Source organism: Clostridium sp. DFI.5.61 (genome assembly GCF_024462915.1).
Classification (GTDB): Bacteria; Bacillota; Clostridia; order Oscillospirales; family Oscillospiraceae; genus Lawsonibacter; species Lawsonibacter asaccharolyticus.
Genome location: NZ_JANGBZ010000001.1, coordinates 53,397 through 76,066, shown reverse-complemented (window position 1 = coordinate 76,066; position 22,670 = coordinate 53,397). Strand labels below are relative to the sequence as shown.

At 51.0% G+C, this 22,670-nt stretch carries 25 protein-coding genes and 1 pseudogene; 10 read left to right on the top strand and 16 right to left on the bottom strand.

All coding sequences use genetic code 11. The features are described from left to right. Positions 1-29 precede the first annotated feature (29 nt). The 4 genes and pseudogenes from NE584_RS00390 to NE584_RS00375 form a co-directional block, all read left to right on the top strand. On the top strand, positions 30-401 hold the full coding sequence (locus NE584_RS00390) for a helix-turn-helix domain-containing protein (protein ID WP_256181253.1): 372 nt from the start codon (positions 30-32) through the stop codon (positions 399-401). Continuing rightward, positions 361-831: a hypothetical protein gene (locus tag NE584_RS00385; protein WP_256181251.1), complete on the top strand. Its 471-nt coding sequence runs from the start codon at positions 361-363 to the stop codon at positions 829-831. The genes NE584_RS00390 and NE584_RS00385 overlap by 41 nt, the downstream gene beginning before the upstream one ends. Continuing rightward, positions 824-2,344: a recombinase family protein gene (locus NE584_RS00380; protein ID WP_256181250.1), complete on the top strand. Its 1,521-nt coding sequence runs from the start codon at positions 824-826 to the stop codon at positions 2,342-2,344. Before NE584_RS00385 ends, NE584_RS00380 begins: the two co-directional genes overlap by 8 nt. Before the next feature lie 19 nt (positions 2,345-2,363). Further along, positions 2,364-2,693: pseudogene (locus NE584_RS00375) on the top strand (manganese catalase family protein); the annotation flags it as partial. Positions 2,694-2,814: 121 nt separating this feature from the next. On the opposite strand, the gene NE584_RS00370 reads toward NE584_RS00375, so the two are convergent. The 3 genes from NE584_RS00370 to NE584_RS00360 are packed head-to-tail and all read right to left on the bottom strand — an operon-like array spanning position 2,815 to position 6,064. Continuing rightward, positions 2,815-4,089, bottom strand: a complete 1,275-nt coding sequence (locus tag NE584_RS00370; protein WP_256181249.1) for a hypothetical protein — start codon at positions 4,087-4,089, stop codon at positions 2,815-2,817. Beyond that, positions 4,073-5,113: a hypothetical protein gene (locus NE584_RS00365; RefSeq protein WP_256181248.1), complete on the bottom strand. Its 1,041-nt coding sequence runs from the start codon at positions 5,111-5,113 to the stop codon at positions 4,073-4,075. Before NE584_RS00365 ends, NE584_RS00370 begins: the two co-directional genes overlap by 17 nt. 24 nt (positions 5,114-5,137) lie before the next feature. Then, on the bottom strand, positions 5,138-6,064 hold the full coding sequence (locus tag NE584_RS00360; RefSeq protein WP_256181246.1) for a YafY family protein: 927 nt from the start codon (positions 6,062-6,064) through the stop codon (positions 5,138-5,140). Positions 6,065-6,244: 180 nt separating this feature from the next. On the opposite strand from NE584_RS00360, the gene NE584_RS00355 reads away from it, so the two are divergent. Next, complete coding sequence (locus tag NE584_RS00355) at positions 6,245-6,577, top strand: helix-turn-helix domain-containing protein (RefSeq protein ID WP_256181245.1); 333 nt, start codon at positions 6,245-6,247, stop codon at positions 6,575-6,577. Here the strand turns inward: NE584_RS00355 and NE584_RS00350 are convergent. The 5 genes from NE584_RS00350 to NE584_RS00330 all read right to left on the bottom strand — a co-directional run bounded on the left by NE584_RS00350 (position 6,574) and on the right by NE584_RS00330 (position 10,030). Continuing rightward, positions 6,574-7,128: a recombinase family protein gene (locus NE584_RS00350; protein WP_256181244.1), complete on the bottom strand. Its 555-nt coding sequence runs from the start codon at positions 7,126-7,128 to the stop codon at positions 6,574-6,576. The genes NE584_RS00355 and NE584_RS00350 overlap by 4 nt on opposite strands. Positions 7,129-7,488: 360 nt before the next feature. Then, on the bottom strand, positions 7,489-7,878 hold the full coding sequence (locus tag NE584_RS00345; protein ID WP_256181243.1) for a DUF3846 domain-containing protein: 390 nt from the start codon (positions 7,876-7,878) through the stop codon (positions 7,489-7,491). After that, positions 7,859-8,794: a hypothetical protein gene (locus NE584_RS00340; RefSeq protein WP_256181242.1), complete on the bottom strand. Its 936-nt coding sequence runs from the start codon at positions 8,792-8,794 to the stop codon at positions 7,859-7,861. Before NE584_RS00340 ends, NE584_RS00345 begins: the two co-directional genes overlap by 20 nt. A gap of 103 nt (positions 8,795-8,897) precedes the next feature. Continuing rightward, positions 8,898-9,911 carry an amidoligase family protein gene (locus NE584_RS00335; RefSeq protein ID WP_256181241.1) on the bottom strand — a complete coding sequence of 338 codons (1,014 nt, stop codon included), beginning with the start codon at positions 9,909-9,911 and terminating at the stop codon, positions 8,898-8,900. Next, positions 9,908-10,030 carry a hypothetical protein gene (locus tag NE584_RS00330; RefSeq protein WP_256181240.1) on the bottom strand — a complete coding sequence of 41 codons (123 nt, stop codon included), beginning with the start codon at positions 10,028-10,030 and terminating at the stop codon, positions 9,908-9,910. Before NE584_RS00330 ends, NE584_RS00335 begins: the two co-directional genes overlap by 4 nt. A 250-nt stretch (positions 10,031-10,280) precedes the next feature. On the opposite strand from NE584_RS00330, the gene NE584_RS00325 reads away from it, so the two are divergent. Beyond that, positions 10,281-10,493, top strand: coding sequence for a helix-turn-helix domain-containing protein (locus NE584_RS00325; protein WP_256181238.1), 213 nt, complete (start codon positions 10,281-10,283; stop codon positions 10,491-10,493). 107 nt (positions 10,494-10,600) lie between these two features. Here the strand turns inward: NE584_RS00325 and NE584_RS00320 are convergent, their stop codons facing one another. After that, positions 10,601-12,748: a hypothetical protein gene (locus NE584_RS00320; RefSeq protein ID WP_256181236.1), complete on the bottom strand. Its 2,148-nt coding sequence runs from the start codon at positions 12,746-12,748 to the stop codon at positions 10,601-10,603. Between the two features lie 169 nt (positions 12,749-12,917). Between NE584_RS00320 and NE584_RS00315 the strand changes: the two genes are divergently transcribed. The 4 genes from NE584_RS00315 to NE584_RS00300 all read left to right on the top strand — a co-directional run bounded on the left by NE584_RS00315 (position 12,918) and on the right by NE584_RS00300 (position 15,479). Beyond that, positions 12,918-13,184, top strand: a complete 267-nt coding sequence (locus tag NE584_RS00315; protein WP_108981235.1) for a hypothetical protein — start codon at positions 12,918-12,920, stop codon at positions 13,182-13,184. Then, a complete protein-coding gene (locus NE584_RS00310; protein ID WP_256181235.1) occupies positions 13,166-13,642 on the top strand; it encodes a relaxase/mobilization nuclease domain-containing protein in 477 nt (158 codons plus the stop codon). The genes NE584_RS00315 and NE584_RS00310 overlap by 19 nt, the downstream gene beginning before the upstream one ends. 63 nt (positions 13,643-13,705) lie before the next feature. Then, entirely contained in the window at positions 13,706-13,855 is a 150-nt protein-coding gene (locus NE584_RS00305; protein WP_157954755.1) for a hypothetical protein, read from the top strand. Between the two features lie 67 nt (positions 13,856-13,922). Beyond that, on the top strand, positions 13,923-15,479 hold the full coding sequence (locus NE584_RS00300) for a recombinase family protein (RefSeq protein WP_256181233.1): 1,557 nt from the start codon (positions 13,923-13,925) through the stop codon (positions 15,477-15,479). Positions 15,480-15,580: 101 nt separating this feature from the next. On the opposite strand, the gene cas2e is transcribed toward NE584_RS00300, so the two are convergent. From cas2e to casA, 7 genes are all read right to left on the bottom strand, one after another. After that, the gene (gene cas2e / locus NE584_RS00295; protein ID WP_108981238.1) at positions 15,581-15,934 is read right to left on the bottom strand and encodes a type I-E CRISPR-associated endoribonuclease Cas2e; all 354 of its coding nucleotides are present in this window, start codon (positions 15,932-15,934) and stop codon (positions 15,581-15,583) included. Beyond that, positions 15,931-16,863, bottom strand: coding sequence for a type I-E CRISPR-associated endonuclease Cas1e (gene cas1e, locus NE584_RS00290; protein ID WP_108981239.1), 933 nt, complete (start codon positions 16,861-16,863; stop codon positions 15,931-15,933). Before cas1e ends, cas2e begins: the two co-directional genes overlap by 4 nt. A 1,396-nt stretch (positions 16,864-18,259) precedes the next feature. Then, positions 18,260-18,874: a type I-E CRISPR-associated protein Cas6/Cse3/CasE gene (gene cas6e / locus NE584_RS00285; RefSeq protein WP_157954756.1), complete on the bottom strand. Its 615-nt coding sequence runs from the start codon at positions 18,872-18,874 to the stop codon at positions 18,260-18,262. Continuing rightward, entirely contained in the window at positions 18,855-19,550 is a 696-nt protein-coding gene (gene cas5e / locus NE584_RS00280) for a type I-E CRISPR-associated protein Cas5/CasD (protein WP_108981241.1), read from the bottom strand. The genes cas6e and cas5e overlap by 20 nt, the downstream gene beginning before the upstream one ends. Before the next feature lie 10 nt (positions 19,551-19,560). After that, positions 19,561-20,703, bottom strand: a complete 1,143-nt coding sequence (gene cas7e, locus NE584_RS00275) for a type I-E CRISPR-associated protein Cas7/Cse4/CasC (protein WP_256181232.1) — start codon at positions 20,701-20,703, stop codon at positions 19,561-19,563. 3 nt (positions 20,704-20,706) lie between these two features. Then, on the bottom strand, positions 20,707-21,228 hold the full coding sequence (casB, locus tag NE584_RS00270; RefSeq protein ID WP_256181231.1) for a type I-E CRISPR-associated protein Cse2/CasB: 522 nt from the start codon (positions 21,226-21,228) through the stop codon (positions 20,707-20,709). Then, on the bottom strand, positions 21,225-22,670 hold the full coding sequence (gene casA, locus NE584_RS00265; protein WP_256181230.1) for a type I-E CRISPR-associated protein Cse1/CasA: 1,446 nt from the start codon (positions 22,668-22,670) through the stop codon (positions 21,225-21,227). Before casA ends, casB begins: the two co-directional genes overlap by 4 nt.

Here is a 22,670-nt window from a genome sequence, read left to right as displayed (position 1 = left end):
AAATTAGCACTTCGGAAAGGGGTCAAACTATGGATTATATTCTGTTCAGAGAGCACATGAGGCAGCTTTGCGAATCTACAGGAAAGCCGCTCAGGGAAATTGCCGAAGGACTGAAGATTTCGGCTCCGACTCTCTCTCGCTATTTGACTGGTGACCGGCTGCCCGAGATCACCTATCTTGTCAAAGTGGCCGAGCATTTTCATGTCTCTCTCGATTGGCTGGTTGGTCTGAGCGGGGACAAGTATGAACTCATGCCCCCGGAGCTTCAGGAAGTCGCTTCTCTCTATGGTGCCGCCAACGCCGATGACAAGCGTGTTGTACAGGCTGTTCTGCAAAAATACAGACTGGAGGAAAAAGCTGATGATGGCAAACAATCGGGTGGAGACAACTCTGCACAGTAACAATCTAATGGGTAGCCTTGAGCTTCTGTATCCGGTGCAAACCAGGGATCATCCCAAGCTATCCTCTCTCATCTGCATTGGGCAGGACCTCACGGTTGACTGCGGTCTCTGTTGCATTGAGGTCTCAGGCATCTTCCTTTCGTCGGCGGGCGACTTGGCCTTTGTTCTGTCCCGGTCTTATCCGGCCCTTTCTGTGTATCATTTCATCTCGGAAATGAAGACTCGATCCTTCGATGATCTGGATTCTTTCGCCTCCGAGTTCACCTACCAAGTATCCGGGCAGGCATATCGTATCATCGACCTCATGGCACAGCGGGGCTATCTCTCCTTCTCTGACGCCGGGAAGCTCTCGGATGAGATTGACCGAAACTTGAGCAACGAGCATTTCTTCGTGTTCTGCGCCGGAGATCGGGGTGATTCGGTTGAGTAAACAGAGCAATGCTGTTCTGTACGGCAGGGTCGCCACGAAAGAACAAATTTCCGAATCGCCCAAGTTCCGCTTCGCAGCGGCCTATATCCGGGTATCAACGGACGACCAAGATGAGTTGTCTCCAGAGAGCCAACTGGATGAAATCAGGAAGTATGCCAAACGCGAAGGCATCATTCTTCTGGAAGACTGCATCTATATTGAAGAGCCGATCTCTGGCCGTAAAGCCAAAAACCGGCCAAAGTTTCAAGAAATGATCGCCAGGGCTAAAGAAAGCGATTGTCCGTTCTCCGTCATACTCCTCTGGAAGTTCGCCCGTTTCGCCAGAAATCAAGAGGAAAGCATCTTCTACAAGTCGATTCTCCGCTCCAAATGCAAGGTCGATGTGGTCAGCATCACGGAACCCCTGATTGCTGGTCCCTTTGGCAAGCTGATTGAGCGAATCATCGAATGGATGGACGAATTCTATTCCATCCGCTTGAGCCAGGAAGTAAAGCGCAGCATGAGGGTCAACGCCGAGAGGGGTAAGCGGCAGTGTACCGCCTCATTCGGATACAGGCTCGACGAAAGCGACAAAATGGTTCCAGATCCGGCGGAGGCCGACTATGTCCGCCGGATCTTCGACGAGTTCATTGCCGGCAAGGGTCTTTTCCCCATAGCAAAGGAGATGAACGCTCTCGGTGTCAAGACCCATCGGGGCAATCCATTCGAGAACCGGACCGTCGAGTATATCATTCGGAACCCGGTCTACATTGGGAAGCTGCGTTGGAACCCGGAGGGGCGCACCAGGCGGGATTTCTTCAACGAGAATATTATCATAGCAGACGGCGACCACGAGCCAATCATAGATTTGGACACCTGGGAAGCCGCCCAGCGCCGTATGGACGAAGTCAAGTGTCAGTGGGGCTACAAGGCTCGCCCCAGTACAGAGCTGAAGCATTGGATGTCCGGCATTGTCCGGTGCAGCGCCTGCGGCGCTACTCTCGTCTTTGCTAAACCCCACTACTTCAAGTGCGGCAACTACACCAAAGGCCGCTGCACCCATACCCAGCACATCCGGGTCGATCTCCTGGAAGACGCCATCATCTCCCGCCTGGGGCAAGATGCCACCAGTTCCACAGACATCATATATGATATAACCTACACCAATGCCAGCGAGGGCCGGGATTTGGTCCACCTGGAGGCCGCCCTTCGGATTCTGGAATCCAAAAAAGAGCGCCTACAAGAAGCGTATCTTGCAGGCGTCATTGAACTGGATGATTTTTCAAAGGCAAAGAAAGCCTTAGAGGAAAACATGGCTCAGACGGCTAAGGAGCTGGAGGAGCGAAAGTCCAACTCTGACGAGGAAATCACCAGGGCGGCCATCAAGGGTGCCATATCAACTGCTCTGGAAACGCTCCGGTCCTCCACGGCCACCACCGTGGAAAAGAATAACGCTGCCCGGTCAGTCATTGAGAACTGTGTATTCGACAAGGACAGCTACACCCTTGCGATAACCTATCGCATTATTTTGTGACCCATTTTATAGGCTATTGGAGTACGGCGGTCCCGACGGGGAGCTGGGCGCTTCCATGCGCTATCTGTCCCAGCGCTACTCTATGCCTTATGCCGAGGCAAAGGGACTGCTCACCGACATCGGTACTGAGGAACTGGGCCATATGGAGATGGTGGCTGCCATCGTCCATCAGCTGACCCGGAACCTCACTGACGAGGAGGTACGGAACTCCCCGTCCTTTGCCCCCTATTTTGTAGACCACACCACCGGCGTCTATCCCACGGCAGCTTCGGGCTTTCCCTGGAGCGCCGGCTCTATCCAGTCCACGGGCGACGTCATCGCTGACCTTACAGAGGACCTGGCAGCAGATGGTGCAATGGCGTAAGGCCAACATCTCTTAAAATGTATCAAACTCCCTGATTCCACTTTTTTGTGCGGAATCAGGGAGTTTTTATTCCATATCATAACAGTTTAGACCGCAGATGTGGCATTTACACCTCAGTTAATCCCGTCTCTGACAAAAGAAGATCCCAATTTTTCTGGATCACATCACGATTTTCCATTACAGTCTCGGCCGTACGATCCCGCATTGCCTCTTTGGCCATACTGCAGGACCGTCGAATCAATTCAAACCACTGTGACAGATTTAGGGCACAGGGGTTGCCACAGTTAGGGGGCAACAAAAACTTCACCGCATTTCCGCTGCTCCCAACGATATCAGAAATAAACAGCATTTTTTCTCGCTTCAACTTTGCATTTAGTTTCTGACGCTCTTGCTCTGCCACCGGCAAGAAAAGTTCATCTGGTGTTCTGGTCAGAGAAAGATAGGCATCGATCAACAGGTTCTTTATGGCAACCGGTACCGCTGTGGAAACCAAATGCCGCAGATCATATCCATCCAGATACATTCGCTCCGCAATTTTAGCCAGTGAATCGTCCCTTCCCCCGGCAGTAAAGAATTGAGTGAGACAAAAACCAGGTACTGGAATTCCCCTTGCTGTACATACATCCGAGATAATGTGCCCTATATAATAGAATACAGCCAGATACTTTTCCTGTTCGGGTACTTCTTTCGGCGAGAGGAGCACCCGAAGACGACCTTCCTCATCAATACACGTTGTGGTCCCGCACAGAATATCTGCCACGGCAAAAAAGAGTCCCCAAAAGGGGTCATGGGCAAAACTTCTCAGCCTGTGATTATTAGGATTCATTACCCCCTTTTGGAGAGACAGATCATACGGCACCTTACAGACATCGGAAAACCATTGAAGGATTGGAATCAACTCTCCATCTGCCGTTTTTCCGATTTTTCGGAGCGCGGCGGTCAGCAAACTCCCATCAAAACGTTCTCCGCCCCGATAAATCTTTACCACTTCCGGAGTCCCCACAAAAATCACATCGATCACAATCGATGCAATTCCGGCCAAGGAGGCAATCACATATTCTTCACTCCGGAGTTTTGGAAATACTCTGTCCGTATGGGAAAAGTCACAGATTGCCTGGTCTATATATACATCTATTTCTGACGTCTGGCCGTCAGAAAGCTCTGGCAAGCGGATCTCTGCTCCTGTTTCTTCCGCCAATTGATTGATTCCCACAATCAGTGCATTGATTGTCTCCCGTTCCTCCCGCCTCTCTTTCTCCAGGTCAGTGCAGGCTTTTTTTGTCTGATCTACATCGGATTGGATGAGGGACAAATCTTTTTGAAACTGAATGATCGATTTTTCCTTGGAGTCCTCATAGCTGTGATCATTCTTCTCCTTCATATTCCGCCCCTATCTCATAAGAAGACTTAAAAACTGCCATGTCTTGGTACGATTTTTGCAAATAGTTCAATGTTTTTTTCATATTTTTTATGGTATCTTTCTTTTCTTCGTCTTCCTTCTTCAACTTCTCTATTTCTCTCTGCAATTTATGAATTTCTCGACGCAGGTTCTCCATCACGGCCTGGGCACTCTGCACATCCTTTTGTGCATTGAGAATAATTTCTTTCAAGACAACTTCCAGCTTAGCGGCCTGACTCAGCGCAAAAGAGGGCATGGACTTTGCCAGTATGCTCACTGTCGATACTGCCGCTCCGCCGCCCGCAGCCCCAAGAAGCGCTCCTCCACCAACAATTGCCACAACGCCGCCTACCGCAATTGCACCGCCTCCCGCCATTGCCAGACAGGCCGATGTCAACGCCGCTCCGGTCACCCCCGCAAAGTTAGACCCAAACAGCGCAACAGCAACAGGTCCCGCAAATATGCCTGCGGTAGCAGCCGCGGCGGCCGAAATTGCCACAACCGATACCGCCCCCAGCGCCACTTTCTGCATTTTGCCTGAAAGCTTATTGATGGTCTTTTGATACGTCTTTTTGAATCGGTCTACAAAAACCGGATCCATCAGGCCAGAGGACTTAGCCAGACTTTTTAGAAACGCCGTCTGATCGGAGTAATGCAGTTTCTGATAGTGCTTATCCGCGTCTTTTGTCTCTCCCAGCGGCGTATATGCACGAAAAAGCGTTCCTTCGAGCATAATGAGATAGAACCATGTCTGATTGATACTGCTACTTGCCTCATTCGCGACGGTGTCCAGTAGTTCCTCATAAGTGTAGAAAGTAATCTCATCGTCCATCGTAGCCTGAAGACAGGCGGACCAATGCTCCAGCCAATGTTCTTTGTAAATAATATCTTTCTGGTTGGAGTTGATGTCCCTCTTTGTCAACAGATATTCCAACGAATACAAGATCTTGATCTGCTGTTTGGTGAGACCAAACATTTCAACTGTGCTGCGTACTTCATTTTCCATAATTCTCGACTCCTCTTTCTATTTTTATAGGATTTCAACGAATGCTCCCTGGCTTTTCATCCACATATCGATCCCCTTTCCAAATACCTCTGCCCGGATCTCATACGTTCCGTCCCGCTCGCCGACGATCTCCGCTGTGGGCAGCCGGTCTAGGACAGCCTCCACCGACGGCCCTTTATACAGAAAATGGACTGTTCGCAGCCTCCCTCCGTACATGAATTGGACCCGCTTTCGAAATTCCCCCTCTGAAAAGCGCTGACCATATGGGACGGTGAAGTGTTCCGATTGTACCTGGATCTGTTCCAGACGGTCCACCCGATAAATGGTAGGATAGGGGTCCTCCGGATATTCAAATTCCTGATTTCGGTCCACATTTTTCAAAAATGCCGCCAAATAAAAGTAGAACTCAGAGCACATCAGGCCCACTGGTTGGAGCCGGCGGTGCTTCTTTTCTCCTGTCTGAGTTCGATAATCCGCCTGGATCTCTGAGCGGCTTTGAATGGCCTGCCCCAGGGTCCATAGAATGTCTACCAGCGGTTTTCCGTGGCGGGGCTCCACATAAAAATGGCGCTCGTTGGAAATAATCTCCTGGAGCTTTTCCCGCTCCGGCGGCCGCATACCATGAACCAGGAGTTTATCCAGAATCTGATCCATCTCCCGCTTTGACAGCGACCGGCTTTCCAAGAGAATCTTGCAAACTGCCAGCATTTCTCCACAAGAGAGAAACGCGCCCTCACCCTCGGACAGCCGGTAGCAGTTCTGCCCCAGATCATAGTGAATCTCCAAAGGCGGGGTCTGCTCCGCAAAAAAGTTCCGAAGCTGTTCAATATCCCGCTGAATGCTGCGCTCAGACACGCCAAAGACTTGCGCGGCCTCTTTTTTCTGAATGCTCCCCCGGTTGACCAACTGATCATACAGAGATAGGAGGCGGAATCCTTTTTCCTCTGCCATTTCTCTCCCCCCTTCTCCATTATACCGACCGGGTTAGACGGAAACTGTCCATGAGAAGAAAAAAGCTCCTGTTTCTTATCCCTAATTCTACCCTAAAAGTTCCTCCATTTCAACACTTAAAGTTTATTTATAACAGGAACTCTCCGGAATAAACTGAATAAAACTACTGGGGGGCACAATATGGACTGGACGGCAATCGGAAGCAGAATACGAAAGCAGCGGGAATATCTTGGCTACACCAGAGAACAGTTTGCCGAACTGCTAGAGGTCACACCGAAATTTTGTTCGGACATTGAACTCGGTGTCAAAGGGATGTCTGTTCCGACCCTCTGCAAAATATCTTCCACGCTCCGCCTGACCACAGATTATATTCTATTTGGCAGAGCAGAGGTCCAGGCCGACGATCCGATCTCTCTTCTCCTCCATAGTTGTACAAATACAGAGCGGGAGTATGCCGAAAGTCTGCTGAAAACCTTTCTTTTGGCCATGAATACAAAAAAAGATTCGCCTTAGCCGGCGAATCTTTTTGCTTTCCGATAAAACGTGCTGGGTGACAAGTTCAGCTTTCTCATGGCCTCTGCTGCTGTTAGCTCTCCCGCCCGCCACCGCCGTATCACTGCGTCCAGACCTGGCGGCTCAATGGGTTTTCGCCCCTTGTATCGGCCCTGACCTTTTGCAGCCGCGATTCCCTCTCGCTGCCGCTGGAGGATGTATTCCCGTTCCAGTTCCGCCACCGCACCAAAGACGGTCAGCATAAACTTTCCAGTGGGTGTCGTAGTGTCGATCGCCTCCTTTTGGGATATGAACTCCACTCCTTTGCCTGTAAGGCGCTCTACCAATTCGAGCAGATCGCGGGTGTTCCGAGCAAACCGGCTGATCGACTCGACAATAACGGTATCCCCCCTTCGCACATACTCCATCATTTTCTGCAGTTCCGGTCTCTGTGCATTTTTCCCACTGGCCCGATCGATGTAGAGCTCATCCACGCCCAGGCGTTCCATCAGAATCTCCTGGCGAATCGTATTCTGCTCTTGTGTGCTCACTCTGATATAGCCAATTCTCATTGTTCATTCCCTTTCTCTTGTCAAGTTTACAGTTCTTTGGTATACCAAAATTGATTCACAACGATGAGGTGCTGCTATATGAAGCCTCTTGATCGTGATACCCACATCCTGGAGCATATTGTCTCCTATTGTCAGCAGATTGAAGAGACCGTTGCCCGTTTTGGCAACGATGGCTCTATTTTTTCCTCAGATCCTATTTATCGAAACGCAGCCGCTCTCTGTATCCTGCAGAGAAGGTTTGAATATTTCTCAAAAGGGTCGGTTTCCAAATTGTCACATGCCAAATCTCAGAAACCGACCCTTTTGAGATACATAATCCGTGTGCCACTAGGGTATGCCCTATTGGCACACGGTTTTGGTTTATTCAGGTAGGATCAGCAGACTTCCGCTGATGTTCAGGAACTGCTCTGGTCGCTGGAAGATGCTCATATATCTCTGAATCTGTTCCTCAGTCAGGGAAGCAAAGCTGTCCCCGGCCAGTCCGCACACAAAGAAAGGGCCGGCGATCATATCATAGACCGTCCCATCTTCCGTTCGCAGGGCTCGATTCAGGGGCAGCTTCAGCAGCTTTCCTTCCTCGTGACACACAAGGGCGGCAGAATCCTGAAAGGGATAAACTGCTTGGATTGGGCCGCCCACCACCTGCTGCATTGCCTTCAGACCCTGTGAGATTTCTCTTACAGAGGGCACTTTTCCTGGCTCCACCACTAGAATTTTCATGCGCTTTTTCTCACCATAATTCTCTGCCATATAGAGCATCCTCCAACTCTTCGGGCGTAAATCCTTCCTGGTACAGCTGATCAATGTCCTCCGGTGTGTATCCAAAGGCGGCAGCCACTGACTTGATTTCCTCCAGGTAAGGGTCCGCTTCTTCCGTCTTTTCTCCAAACCTGCGCCAACTGCTGTACGGACACCATCCCGGCCATCGCCAGGAGGAAAACAATTTACTGTCGTCAAACTCTCCGTAGGAGATATGTCCGTCCTCATCGATTTTCAAAATCCCTCCGCTCTGAATTGAGACCGGCATCGGTTTTCCAAACGGCAGACGCAGACGCCGCAGCACCCGGTTCAGAATCTCCTCAGTAGACGCATACAGGTAAAGTCCCACACTTGGGTAGTGGTAGAGACACATGGGGTTGTCCCCCTTGATGAAGTACAGCTCATTCTTAGGCCCCAGCAGCGTGACGGTGTAGGAGCCCTCCAGCTGTTCAGCCATCCACCGGAGGCTGTCAAAGTTCAGCGCTCCCTCCCGCTCCAGGAGCTGGACCGCCACATAGCTGTCCGTCTCTATCCTGGTCCTGGGCAGCCGCAGCTTTTTCCGCAGCGACCGGTCGTTCTGGATCACCCCGTTGTGGGCCAGAGCAAAGGGGCCCTCCTTGACACGGCCCAGAAATGGGTGGTTGTTGTAGTTACGTTTTTCACTTCCCTGGGTAGTCATGCGGGTGTGCCCCATCACCACCCAGGCATCCCCGGGAATCCTCCAATGCATGGCATGGGCGGGCCGTGGACGCTTGTAGATGTGGAGCTGTCCCCGGCTGTGGTAGGCGATTCCGGCGGCATCCGTTCCCCGTACCTCGCAAGCTGTGGAGAGAATGGTGAGAATCCGGTTTCTCTCCCCTTTGGACAGGCTGTGGCCGTAGTCGATCAGACCGAATAGGCAGCACATGTTACAGCTCCTCCTCTCCATTTACCGGCTCATTCACATATAGGCGGCGTTCTTTCAAATACTGCACCAACTCCGGGGTCTGACAGCCAGAGACAAAAGTGGTCTAGGACATAGCCTTCAGCTCCTCGTCAGACAGAAAAATCGCCACATCGCAGATTCGTTCAATGAGCTGCAATGTGGCGATCAAGGTGTTGTATTTTAAGGTACCCCGGAAAATCCGAAACTTGATGGTACTGTCGTTCTGGAGATTGACACAGGTATAGCGGCTTCTATTGGCCCCCTTCTTGGCGTGGTCCAGGATGTCCTTGGGATATTCTTTGTAGCCGTATCGGGCCGCCCAGTGCTCCAGCTGGCGCGGTGTCCGGCGGCTGAACTTCAGCAGTTCCTCCCAGTGCTTCTCAAAGAAGTAGAGCACCCGGGCAATGGCGCTATCCTGCTCCTGATGGGTCTCACCGAAGGCGGCGCGGCTCACATGGACATGGAGCCCGCAGGTCCCGACCTGATGGCTCCGGTACCCCATGGAGACCGCCTCCCGCAGGATCTCACTCCAGGGCATGTTCTTCTGGTGGAACTCCAGGGCCATGGGATGGGTCACGATCTCAAATCCGTCATTCAAAGAGCCGTCGTGCTTACAGTAGACCAGTTCCCGATCCCCGTTGGCCAAGTCCAGAATCTCCTGGGCATTCTCGCTGCACTCTCCCGCTCCATCAATCTCCAGCTCCACCCCAAAATAACGGGGGCCTTTGCCGTAAAAGATCGGGTCAGGCTTGTAGTAGTAATCCTGGATAGCCTTGTGGTCAGCGGAGCGGGAGTAACAGTCGCGGCACAGGGGCTCCTCGTTGCCCACATCGTCCCAGGCGTAGAAGACGCGGGCGTTAGGAATCAGCGCTCCACAGCGGGTGCAGTTGGTATAGAGCCGCTCATAGTAGCTTTGGCAGAGGGGCGTATCGGAGTCACCGGCGTTGTTGTCGCTCCAGATTCGTTCTCCGCAGACGGAACAGGTTTCCGTCTCTTGCTCCAGGCAGTCCGGGCAGAGGTCCTGGTCGTCGAACTCCCGCCGCTGGTCCAGATCGTACTCACCGCCGCAGACGACACATGTAAAAGTTTCTCCTGTCATGGTTCTTCGTCCTCCTGCTTGATCACATAGTCGATGGCCGCGCACAGCAGGGCTGCCGCAGCCGCCAGAAGAACCCCGAGCAGTTTCTCTCGGGCCTCCTGGCGGTCATCCTGATTCACCCCACGGTGGTGCAGACTTGCCGGAACAGTTGATTCACCAGTTCCACGATGACGGCGCGAATGACGGATAAAAGCGTTTTCAGCATGGTTTCCCTCTCCTTTCCAACGTAAAATGAAAAAAGCCGGAAGCTGTGATCGAGGCGTAAACCTCAGCAGTTTCCGGCTTTCTATTGAAATGATATATTTTTGAAGGGGACAGGAAAAGCAAACAGGGTGCAACAGGGGAATAATACAAAAAGGGGGAATTCATATGTACCGTGATTCACTCGACTACGCCCAGGACCGGTTCACAAACGTCCTGGAATCCTGCGCCGTCCTTACTCCGGCTGAAGTAATGGAAGTTCTTGGAATTGGGAAAAATAGTGTCTATACACTCTTGAATTCCGGGAAGCTCCGTGGATTTCGGATTGGAAGAAGCTGGAGGATTTCAGCAGAGGCACTGGAGGAATTCATTGCAAAATAAATCGCTAAATCGACTGATATTTTTAAAAAATATTATTTAATAGATTTAGTGCGTATAATCAGTCTCGTTTCAACCACCTTTATCAAAAAAACGCGCCGGCATTCTCTTCAGGAAGTGCCGGCGCGTTTTTTCTTATTTAGCCGTGAACCCGAGCGGTAAGAGCTTGTGTCTTGCTCCATCTTCTGCAGTGCAACGTGCACGATTTTATGAGCCAAAAATTTCTCCGACAAAATTTGGGCGCGGATTTTCAGGACGGATACTTTTTCAGAACTCCCCACCTTGGTTCGAATCTCAAAAGAGCGGCGGGTCTGATTGTCTCGCTGTACTGTCTCCAGAAAACCTGCCTTCTCCATCAACAGTTCCCAGCTCCGTTTTGTAAGTTTTTGATCTTCTGCAAACAGATTTTTTAGCTCAGGAAAATAGGAATTTTTTAGCAAGAACATTCGTTCCCTCGGGTCGTACCAGAGGCAAACAGTTTCCCTATCACTACCTTTCCCACGAACACGGGCATATCGATTTTCGGAAATCAGTTTTTTCAAGTATGCCTCTAGGACATCCCGAACTGGAAACTCCGGCTGGAACTGCTGCCACTCTCTCAGGAGTGCACGTTCCAACTGTGCGAGCATAGGTCCTCGCTCCTCCTTCGGAGCGCACAACCGTAAGAAATGCCGATATGCTGCCAAAAGATAAGTAACCTTTTTCTGCGATTCCACATCCAGGTCGTATTTTTTTACATCCTCCACTACGTCCTCGTAAAGGTGTTTGAGCGTATGCCGTTCTACCGAAACTTCTCTCTGAGCAGCCCGGATTTTTTTATAGGCCTGCCGGAAAAGATGACGGAACTCTTCCTCCAGGTGATTTATTTGAGCGATTCGATCAGATTCCCCGTCTCTTGTTTCATCTCTGGCATCCTCGACATCTGTAAAAACAAGCTCCTCCAGTGATTCTGATCGTAATATCTCAGGCTTTCGATACCAATCCTCAGGGGTATCACCTGAGAAGGCAAAATCGTGCCTATCGGCTGCCGCCATGAGATCATGAACGAGACGCTCAATGATTTTGGATGACTTTTGGGAGACAATCTTTTGCATGGCCGTCCAGTTGTCGATGGACCTACCGCACAGCTTCACTGTGAAGTACGCCAAAAGCGGCTGCAAAAAGGGCTCTGCAGGGAATTTTGCTGCCGCTGGGATGGTAAGAGACAGGCACAACTTTTGGGCCGAGACTTCCACAGAAGGTTTTCTGCCCACCCACAATACACCGGCCTTCTGAAGGATCTTCGCCTCAAATTCGGACATCGAAATATCCTTACGTACCATTTTCTCTGTGGCTTGAAAGATCTTTACCCCATCTACAATCTGGAAACGCGGCGGAAGTTTAGGGACGATATCACAGCACAACTTTGCCAGCTGGGTTGCTTTGTCCAGGTCCATGCAGGAAACACAAATTGCAAGCTGTTCAGAAAAATGTTTTTTTACTTGCAGATACGGCGTCGACCGGTCCAGTCGATGGAACTGGGGAAAAAACGGCTTCAGGACCGAGAACAACGTAAAGCCCAGCAGTATGGCTGCAATATCCCCTGCATTCGATTGAAGCAAACTTTTGAGGCGGTTCCATGCCTGATCCTTCGCTTCGGTCAATTCGGGTCCTAATATTGTATACGGACATCCTAAATAGTAGGCGATTCCCTCCTTTGTAAACTGCCAGACTGGAATGGGCCCCATTCCCCAACACCGAACCAGAAAATTATTGAAGAGAACTTTGTTAATCCGCGCTACCTGCTGTTTTGGAAAGGGAAAAACCGGAACTCCTATACTGCCTGACTGGTGTTCTGTGCTGCACCTAAGAATCCGACCGGATCTATCAGTTTCGATCAAAGAGAGGCGTGTATTTGAGGCCCCATTTAACGTCCAGCTCTCCGCCAAAATATATCGAAACTTGAGGGCTTCCGGCGCCATGGAATACTTTCTGCATTCAATATCGATTGGTTTAAGGAACCAAATACTCTTTTTCTCTTCTTGATGTTTTTTGGGGGGATTCTTAAACCATTTGACGCGCTGTTTGCCCCGTTTGTTATGATACGAACATTTGCAGATACAAATACTGGAGACCGCATTCGCCAAATATGAGCTCTTGGAGGATGGCCGGTAAAGAGTAATATTGTTTCGGGAGAGGCGAATCAAAAGTTCTTTGCCGCAATCTTCCCAAAAACTTTCCGCCAGCTCTCTGTCTTCTTGCGATATGGGCGTCACCACGTCTCCTGCACCTCCTTTGCCCTCTTAGGTTTCCTAGGGCTTATAAAAAATTATACCAGCCCAACACAGTCCATAACGGGTTCCCCAGGGAATGCTCACTGCACAGAAATATTGCGGGCATTCCCCGCTTGCGGAAATCGTACCAAACAAGGAGTGAAATGAACTCACAATGAAAAAAAGAAAACCAATCCTGGTCTATCTTACATCGGATGAACTGCAACACATCACCGAATCGGCCAAGAATGTTGGGATGGATCGCTCTGCTTATATCCGGCACCGGTGCCTCCATGAGAATCCCAATCAGGAGTCCATCAGCCGCAACCTAGCGCAGCTCCTCTGCGACTTGGCGAACACGGCACAGGAGCTGGACTGTGGCAAGGAGCTTCTGGGGCGACTCAGCAGCTTGGAGGAACTGCTTTGGCAATCTATCGGGTAATCCATCGGCCAGAAAAATACCACGATTGGAATGCGATCCGAGATTTACTTCAATATGTCACCTCTCCCAAAAAGGCAAAGAACGGACTTATCTTTGGCGGAGCTCTCTTTCCGAACATTGCAGCATACTCTATGGAGGGACTCTGCCGGGCGTTCGATAAGACAGAGGGACTTCTGCTCCGGCACTCGATTCTCAGCTTCTCCCCAGAAGAGAGGATCGATGCCTGGGACGCAGCGGACATCGCAACCCGAGCCATCCGCTATTACGAACAGCAGTACCAGATCTTAGCAGCTGTACATGAAGACAGACCTCATATTCATATCCATTTCGTGATGAACACCCTCAACTACCGCACAGGGAAGAAGTATCCCGGAGATCGAGCTGATTACTATGGCTTCCTGGCATACCTTGGTAAAATTTTAAAACCCTATGGACTAAAGGTCAAGCTAGAAAAATAATCAAATATCATCCTATTAGAGAAACAGCAATCATAAAATGACTGAGAAAGGAGCACACCCTTTATGAATCGACTTCCTCTCCCTACCCCATCCTGCCGGAGCGTATTCCGGAAATCCGAGACTCCCCTGACGGCGGAACGATACACCAAGATCTGGATCCAGCTGATCAACCAGATGGAGCGCTCCAGCTCCATCGCTGCAGGGCTCCAGTAACAGCCACAAAAGCGGTCTCTTGACGAGCATTGTCAGGGGGCCGCATTTTTTATAGGAGCGATGTCCAATGTCCAAAGCCGCAATCTACTGCCGTCTGTCGGAAGAAGACCGGAATAAGGCCTCCGCCGAGGACGACAGTGCCAGCATACAAAACCAGAAGTCCATGCTTCTACAGTACGCCATACAGCAGGGCTGGGAAGTATTTCACATTTACAGCGACGATGACTACACAGGTTCTGACCGAAACCGTCCGGAGTTTAGCCGCCTTCTAGCGGATGCTCAGGCCCATAAATTTGATATCATCCTCTGCAAAACTCAGTCCCGCTTTACCCGTGAGCTGGAACTGGTAGAAAAATACATACACGGTCTTTTCCCGCTGTGGGGAATCCGTTTCGTCAGCATTGTGGACAATGCGGATACCGACAACAAGGGGAACAAAAAATCCCGCCAGATCAATGGTCTGGTAAACGAATGGTATCTGGAGGACATGTCCGACAATATTCGCAGCGTCCTCACCAATCGCCGGGAACAGGGCTTTCATATTGGCGCCTTCGCCCTCTACGGATACCAGAAGGACCCGGCTCAGAAGGGCCATCTGATCATTGACCCAGAGGCCGCCGCAGTCGTGCGCCGGGTCTTTACCTTGTTTTCACAAGGATACGGAAAAACGGCCATCGCCCGAATTCTGAATGAGGATGGGATCCCCAATCCCACCGAGTATAAGCGCCAGAAAGGATTGCGGTACCAATCTCCCCCTGGAAAAACAGGAACGCTGTGGAAATATCCTGCCATCTCCCACATGCTGACCAATGAGATCTACATCGGCAACATGGTCCAGGGGCGGTACGGCAGTGTATCTTATAAAAGCAAACAGAACAAGCCCCGCCCCAAAGATCAGTGGATCCGGGTCGAACACACTCACGAGGCAATCATCGACCAGGACCTATGGGAGCGGGTTCAGGCCTTAATAAACGAAAAGACAAAACCCTTTACAGGTGGGTCGATTGGGCTCTTTGCCAAAAAGGTTCGCTGCGCCAATTGCGGATACACTATGCGCTCCACGAAAAACCGCGGGCGGCACTATCTCCAGTGCTCCAACCGGCGCGTTTCAAAAGAGGCCTGTACCGGCGCATTTATTTCCGTGGAAAAGCTGGAACGCATCGTGGTCCAGGAATTGAACCGGCTTTCCGCGCAGTATTTGGATCAAGATAAGCTGGAACGAAACCTGGAGTTTTCCAGCTCTCTCCTGGCTCAAAGACAGAAGGTGCTGGATCAACGTTCCAAATATCAGGCACAGCATGAGGAGTTCCAGACGGGCCTGCGAGAGCTCTATCTGGATAAGGTACGGGGAATTCTGTCCGAGTCGGATTTTCTCAGTCTCTCCCAGGACTTCTCCAAGGAAAAGGAACTGCTCGAGGGAAAAATCGCGGAAACCAACCGTCGGCTGGAAGAACTGGACGCCCGGATTGCCGCCGGGGACAACCGCCGGGAACTGGTCCAGCGTTACACTAATCTGGAGCACCTGACCCGTGAAATGGTGGAGGCCCTCATTGACTATATTTTAGTGGGAAAACGCCAGCCTGGCGAAAATGATCCGCCGGTTGAAATACATTGGAATTTCTAAATTAGAGATAAATATTCGCCTAGGAAAAGAAACTCATGTTTCTTTTCCTAGGCTTTTAATCAAACGATTTTCTCGCTTCATGGAGACCCACATAACAATACTCATCTATCCTCTTCTTCCAGAAGTTGAAGTTCAAAGGGAAATTCGAAACATTCTTCCGCTTCTGTATTTCTATATACCTCCTCTGATACCGTGATCAGCTGAATTCCTTCAAAATCGTTTACCTTTCTTTTGGGATCGCCAGAAACTTTCATTTCAAACCCCTGCTCGTTAGGGGCAGAAAAAACCATAACTGCTCCTGCCGCAGAGTCAGTTTCACATATCCGCTTCCACAAGAGATCCCGAATCCTGGAATTGACCCTTCCGACAAATACCCCAGGTTTCAACTCTAGAAACCACCGAGTCAGTTCTCCACGCACGCTCTCCGGAGCAGAATCCATTGCAATCACTGTCATAGAAGGTCCCTTTCCGCAGCATAGTTTTTTCCTCCGTTGATTGTATCCTGGCGGTCATCCCACAGGGAGCCTACAGTTGGACCGTTGACCATTTCTTCCTCTACTGTCTCCTGGAAAATCCATTCCAGATCTTGAGCAATTCGAGACAAGATACGTGCATTTGCAAAATATGCCCGGCAAGTTAGTCGAATCCGCTTTTTTTGCGGCTCACCCTGTTTCATTTTCTGGATTGCTTCAAATGCAGCCGGAATGGTTGTCTCCGCTTTATATAAATCTGCAACGTCATATACAAACGAGAGCTGCTTTCCTGTATGAATAAATCCCAGTCCTGGTGAGTAGCCCAATGAAACAATAGCAGCATGGCACAGACCATAGAGCAGAGCATTAGCCTCAGACAGCGCTTGATTGACTGGGTCTGCCTGATCCCACTCCTCTGTTTTGTACGAACGTTTTTTCCAGCGAACTCCAGTTGTCCTCGCTGCTAGTTCATAGGCCTTCCGAACCCGAATTCCTTCCATTCCCCGCAGTTGTTGTAACGTCAATCCCTCCGTTTTTAAGTTCGAAAACCGAATCTGATACATCCTTTTTGCCACTTCCAGATGCCGCTCTGCGTCCATACATGCTTTTGCCTGGACCAACAGATTCTTCGCACTTCTAGTCTCCCCTACTCCCGCAGCATAAAACCGCTCGGCATGTTCTCCACACCAAATCGCCATACATCCGTTATTACAAATCGCCCGAATCGCTGCATGGGTCACACTGGTTCCCGGTCCTAGCAACAAGCATGTCATGCCGGCAATTGGGATGGGTGTCCGCCCCTGCTTCTGAATTGCTACAATCGCAGTGTCGTTCTGCTCAATGACAGCATGTTCTAAATATAAATAACTGATGCTGTCTTTCAATTTAGGCAATTCCTGTAAGTTCTTCAACAATATTCCCTCCCTGCATTGAAAATCTTCAGTTTCCAGACGACGGATAGACGTGCCCACTCTTCACATGCGTGGGGTTTACTCAATATAGAGTGGCAGGTCACCGGCACTGATCGGTCCATCTCCACGTACGTGAGGTTTACGTCATGGATAATGTCTATCTTGATACGTATTACGGTCCATCCCCACACATGTGGGGTTTACTCCTCCATGTTGCAGTCACGGGCAGCGTTCTGCGGTCCATCCCCACGTGCGCGGGGTTTACGGCCTGCTCAAAGGTGGTCTTGTCATCCACCATCAGTCCATCCCCACGCACGTAGGGTTTACGATCCCGAATGGCCATGCAGGCTGCGGCAAGACCGGTCCATCCCCACATGCGTGGGGTTTACGAGGGATTCAAGCTAGACGACACCCCCCACTACGGTTCATCCCCACGTGCGTGGGGTTTACCGTTGAGTAACGCCGAGATATGTTGCGATTGCCGGTCCATCCCCACATACGTGGGGTTTACGTCGAAGAACCGCCGCACCGCCAGCCACCGATCCGGTCCATCCCCACATACGTGGGGTTTACTGCTTCGCCGGAAGCGTCCACTCGACCCGGGCCGGTCCATCCCCACATACGTGGGGTTTACTCTGGAGCCGCCCCTCTACCACAGCCTGCTGGCCGGTCCATCCCCACATACGTGGGGTTTACTCATTGATCTGATCTACCAGCTCCTCCATGTCCGGTCCATCCCCACATACGTGGGGTTTACCTCAAGTGAGAGCCGCGTGACCAAAATCCCATCGGTCCATCCCCACATACGTGGGGTTTACAAGAGGGTTCTTGGTGATATTGGTTGCGCCCCCGGTCCATCCCCACATACGTGGGGTTTACTTCTCGATTCCCTACAGAGGGAATCACAATAACGGTCCATCCCCACATACGTGGGGTTTACGGCAAAGGATGTGGGCACAAACGGACAAATGACCGGTCCATCCCCACATACGTGGGGTTTACTGTGATATCCCTGACTAACATCTTTTCAGCCGCGGTCCATCCCCACATACGTGGGGTTTACTATCGAGATCTTGAAGTCCCATTTCGGTGTTACGGTCCATCCCCACATACGTGGGGTTTACGCTCGCCCTGCGGACCGGCGGGGCCTGTATCGCCGGTCCATCCCCACATACGTGGGGTTTACCCATTGGAGGAGAGCAGTCGGGACACATGATCTGGTCCATCCCCACATACGTGGGGTTTACTCCAGACTTTTCTAACCTCGCATTCTGCTCACAGGTCCATCCCCACATACGTGGGGTTTACACTGAAATAAAATCAAAAATTTCGCGCGCAAGCAGTAAAACAGCACTTTTACCAGCGGAAAAATTCAAAATTTTATTTCTAGTAAAAATCAAGAGCTCAGCAGCAGCATTCCAAGTCCATACGATTTTCCGGGACCAATTCCCTCCCGGACTGCATTTTGAAATAGCACTGCATCTGTAATTTGGAGCGTTCCCTGATAGTGATATTGATCCAGATACATCCGGCCGCCCCGCGCTGGCACATGACGGCCAGTCAGCTGGCTGCCCTCCAACTCCTGACAACTCAGTAGCCGAAACCCATTCTGCTCTCCTTTCCTGGTTAGCCATGTACAGCGTTCTTCCAGAGTCCTGAGAATCCGGCGCTGGCTGTTTTTCCCGTTCTTCTGCGCCACCTTTTTTGTAGGCGATGCCAGCAGATCAAATCTCCAAATCTGCCCCTCCTGCATGGCATTCAGCCAGGGCGTCAGATCCCGCTCCCCAGAAAAATGCATACCCGGCAACAGGCGTTCCCGATTCGCAGGCCGATTGGAATAGAGATAGATTGCCAGTGCGTACCTGTCCTCACGGACCCGATAGATTACGCCCGAGCTTTTCCGATCACTCTCAAAAAGCCCCATAATCATTTGATGAAGCTGCTGGCAGTCGCCCAATGCCTGCCGGATACCACGCTGCTGAGGAATCAAGTCAATTTTCGTCAGATACATCTTGTCCCTCCCTGGTGATAACCCCTCGATAGACGGTTCGAAGGCCAAACTCTCGTCCCCCTGAGAGTCTTTCGTCAGGCCGGGTAAAACTCCCCACCCCGTCTCCTGGAATCTCACATTCATAGTACAACGCCTGCGGAGCGGATTTGTCTCCCTTCCGCATACAGACCGGGTAGCGCTGGATCGCATCCAATAAGTCGGAGTATGCCTCTGTCACTCCTTCAAACACAGGTCGGGATGGGACACAGCTCTTTCGTCCCAGGTAGATGGGCCACACCGGCTGCTTCAGAGCCGCTGTCACCCGCTCCCGCCAATCATCCGGCAGATCCAGCACCACCAAAAAACTGGCGTCCTGGAGATACCAGCGAGGTGAGATGACCGTGTTGCTTGACCGGGGCTTCCCCTCCGCGTTATAAAGCGGATACCCCTGTACCGTGTGGAAATCCAGCACACGGATCCCGGGGCGATCCACCCGCACCGCCATATGTAGGGCTGCGGACAGAGCTGCAATCTCCGGATCTCCCCGCTCTAATCCCATAGCGCACGACAAAAGACCTACAACGCCGGATTTGCTTGGAAAATCCCCACTGTCCCGGACGTCCCATTTAGAGTGGTCCCCCCAGGACTGCAGCGCCCCTTCCAGCCGCAGGATCAGCAAAGTTTTCTTTTCTTCCATCACATTCGCCTCACGCCAGAGCAGCCGCCACCTGTTCGATCAATTCTGTCAGTGTCTTGCACACCGTAGTCTCACATTCTGGTACGATAGAGCATGCTGTGGGACAGAACCACAGCCGTTGTTTCACGTTTAATCCAAAACTGTTCTGTATCGTGTCAACTTGACTAGCCAGCGCCTGAACACTGCCCTTCACCAAATCGTAGTCATTGGCCAGCTCCGGTTTAATCGGCCGCACAAAGGCGTTGACCATACTGACCGGCACCTTCTCCTCCTTGCATTCCACAAGGATCGCACTGGGAAGCACGTTTCCAGCAAAGCTGTTCTGTTTCCCTGATGGGTTGGTCAACGCCATAGTACGGATCAACGCAGGGATGGCCGCTTTCACCAACTGCTCTGCATCCGGCGTATCCTTCAGGTTTTTCATCAAAATATCCGTATCCAGAGAGGCATAGATGTAGTAGCATGCGGAGTTGTAATCGGTATCCCCGATCATGGCGGACCCTTTTTCCTCTATCACCTCCCCGGAGAGCAGATCATCCATGGCGGTGAAATAGTCGGATTCTATGTTCATCTTATTGGTAGAGATAGCATGGGCCACCTGCATGGCGGCTTCCACATCCCGGAACGCATTGGAAGTCACCATTCTCCCAAAGAGTGCCATGTCCAGTGTGACAGGGCGGCTCTCCGCTCCCTTTACCGCCTCCTGCAGATCCTTTGCCTTCAATGCCTTGACCTCTTTCAGGGATGGACAATCCTTGAGCTTTTCATAAATAGCTTCCGCCACCGCCTGGATATCTTCCGGCGCATAGAACACAATCTGTGCGGTGTAGCTGCCATCCTTATTCTCTGCGCCGTCTTTGTTGCCAAATCCACTGATTTTGGGGAATACAGTGTCAATATACTCTTGACTGACTCCCATCTCCGCCAGCTTCTCTGCCACCAGTTGGGGCAGCTTACGGGTTCGAATGCCCAGATGTTCCGCTCCGATGGTCTGAGAGAACAGCGGCGAACGCCTCCAGCTCCGCTTCAAGCACTGGCTGGACACACGGCCCCGGGTCGTTCCGCCAAACATACAGGACTTTGGAGCGCCAGACTCATCCCGGTTCAGATTGACTGGGGGATAGTTCTTGAGCATATGGATTTCGTATAACATGGATCATTCTCCTTTCAATTCTTCTTGCTGCTCTTCAGGCTTAATATAAAGGGCGCGAGCCCACTTCCGCTGCACGCTCTGTTTTTCACCGTTCCAATAGAATAGATCTTCCAATAGCCACTGACAGTCCACTGCATATCCTTTTGATCTCACAAACCGGATCAGTCTGGACAGCTTTTTGAGCATAAATCCATCCTCGTCCCACTGGATATCCAGAAGCATTTCCAATCGGTGGCCGGTGCTCTCGGACATCTCTTTATTCCGACCAAGTTGATAGAAGATCTGCTCCAAAGGCTGGCGGCGTTTCTCATCTGTATCCCAGAGACAGTACAGACAAGCTGCCGCAAATGCTCGCTCCTCCTGCCACTGCGGTATGGAGAAAGGCAGGCACTGAAAGAAAACACGCATGGCCTGTCCATCCGCCTGACTCAGCATGGTCCCAGCTTCCCGCTTCAGAGACGCACGCTCTCCTCTCGGCAAGGTATCTAGCCGCTGGAAGAAACTGCTCCAATCCACTTCCTTCATATCTTCATCCCCTTCTTGATTGCCGCGATTTCTTTTCCAAGCACTTTTTGCTGATAATCCATAACCTGGAGCATAGCTCTTCCACACAGGGTCAGCTGTTCCAAGGTCCAATCTACACATTCCGCTGCTGTCCTGCATTGCCAGCTGATGGCCGCTGTCAGATTGGCAGCATAATCAAATCCAGGCTGTGCCAACGCATCAAACTGGCTCCACAGTATCTGCTCGCAAACCGCGTAGTACCTCTGTCTGGCCTGAACACGGCTCTCCTCCGGGATCTCCTCCAGAGTCAGCGCTTTATAAAGCGCCCGGCCCAACCGCTCCGCTTGCGCGACAAACTCGGTAATAAAGCGCAACGCGTTCTCATTCCCCAGTAACTTTTTGGGAATTTGAAGGTCGTGCCTCTGTGCCCTCATATAGTTTGCCTGATTGGTCTGAACTCCGTAAATCACAAGAGACATCGGACGATCCGAGGTATCCAATTTTTCATACTGCGCTATGATCTGGGGAGCACGCTTTCCTTTCGTGTCAATCAGATCCGTTAGGTTGCGCCAGATCGCTTCATCCGCAGATGGCTTCCAGTTAAATCGTCCCTTTGCATTGTATCGGTATGTAACATGCGGGTCTGTCCAAGAATCTGTCACTTCAAAGTTCATTCCTTGGCTGAAATATACGTTTTCAACGTATTCACCAGACTCATCTGAAATTAGATGGATCCGCCTTGCTGGGAAAAACATACCAAACAGCCATGATGTCCTCGCCACTTTTTGTTTGGATACCACTTCATCCGGATTACGCCACAAGACCGGAGGCCGATCAAGGGGCAGATCAATTCGATCCACCTCGATCATACCAAACACTAAAGTCTGAAACAGGTTCTTTCCCCGGATCAGTGTAAACCATGGCGGAGCGCCGTTCATATTAGAGGGATACCCCTGCGCCCCTGCGGTACAAAAAATCTGCGCAGCCAACATCATCCGCAGCGCTTTGCCGGGCGTGTAAGTGATCTTCTCCCGCTTGTGATCGAAATGGATGTGGTTGTTCCCATTTGGGATAGAGTAATCCAATGTGGAGACCGGTTTTGGATCTCGATCCCAATCTGCACGATATCGGGTCTGTAAAAATGGCCGCTCTGAATCGAAGAGGTCAAAGCTCACCCCCTCCTGTTCACACTGGCGCACATAGCGCTGGATAGTATCCCAATCAAATTGCCCCTCATCCAATAACTCCTCCAATACTTCCTCATCCTCTGGTCGAAGCATGTCCATGAGAAACACGATCAGAAAGCGGTAAACACTGTACTCTACCATAGGAGATGGATCCTGAATTTCGCTGAGCAGGTGGGCCCTCTCCAGCGTTTCCAGCAGGCTAAGCTCTTTCATGCTTCCGTCCAGCTCTTTTACTGGGATCCACGGCTGCGTTAAAATTTGAAATGACGCCTTCAC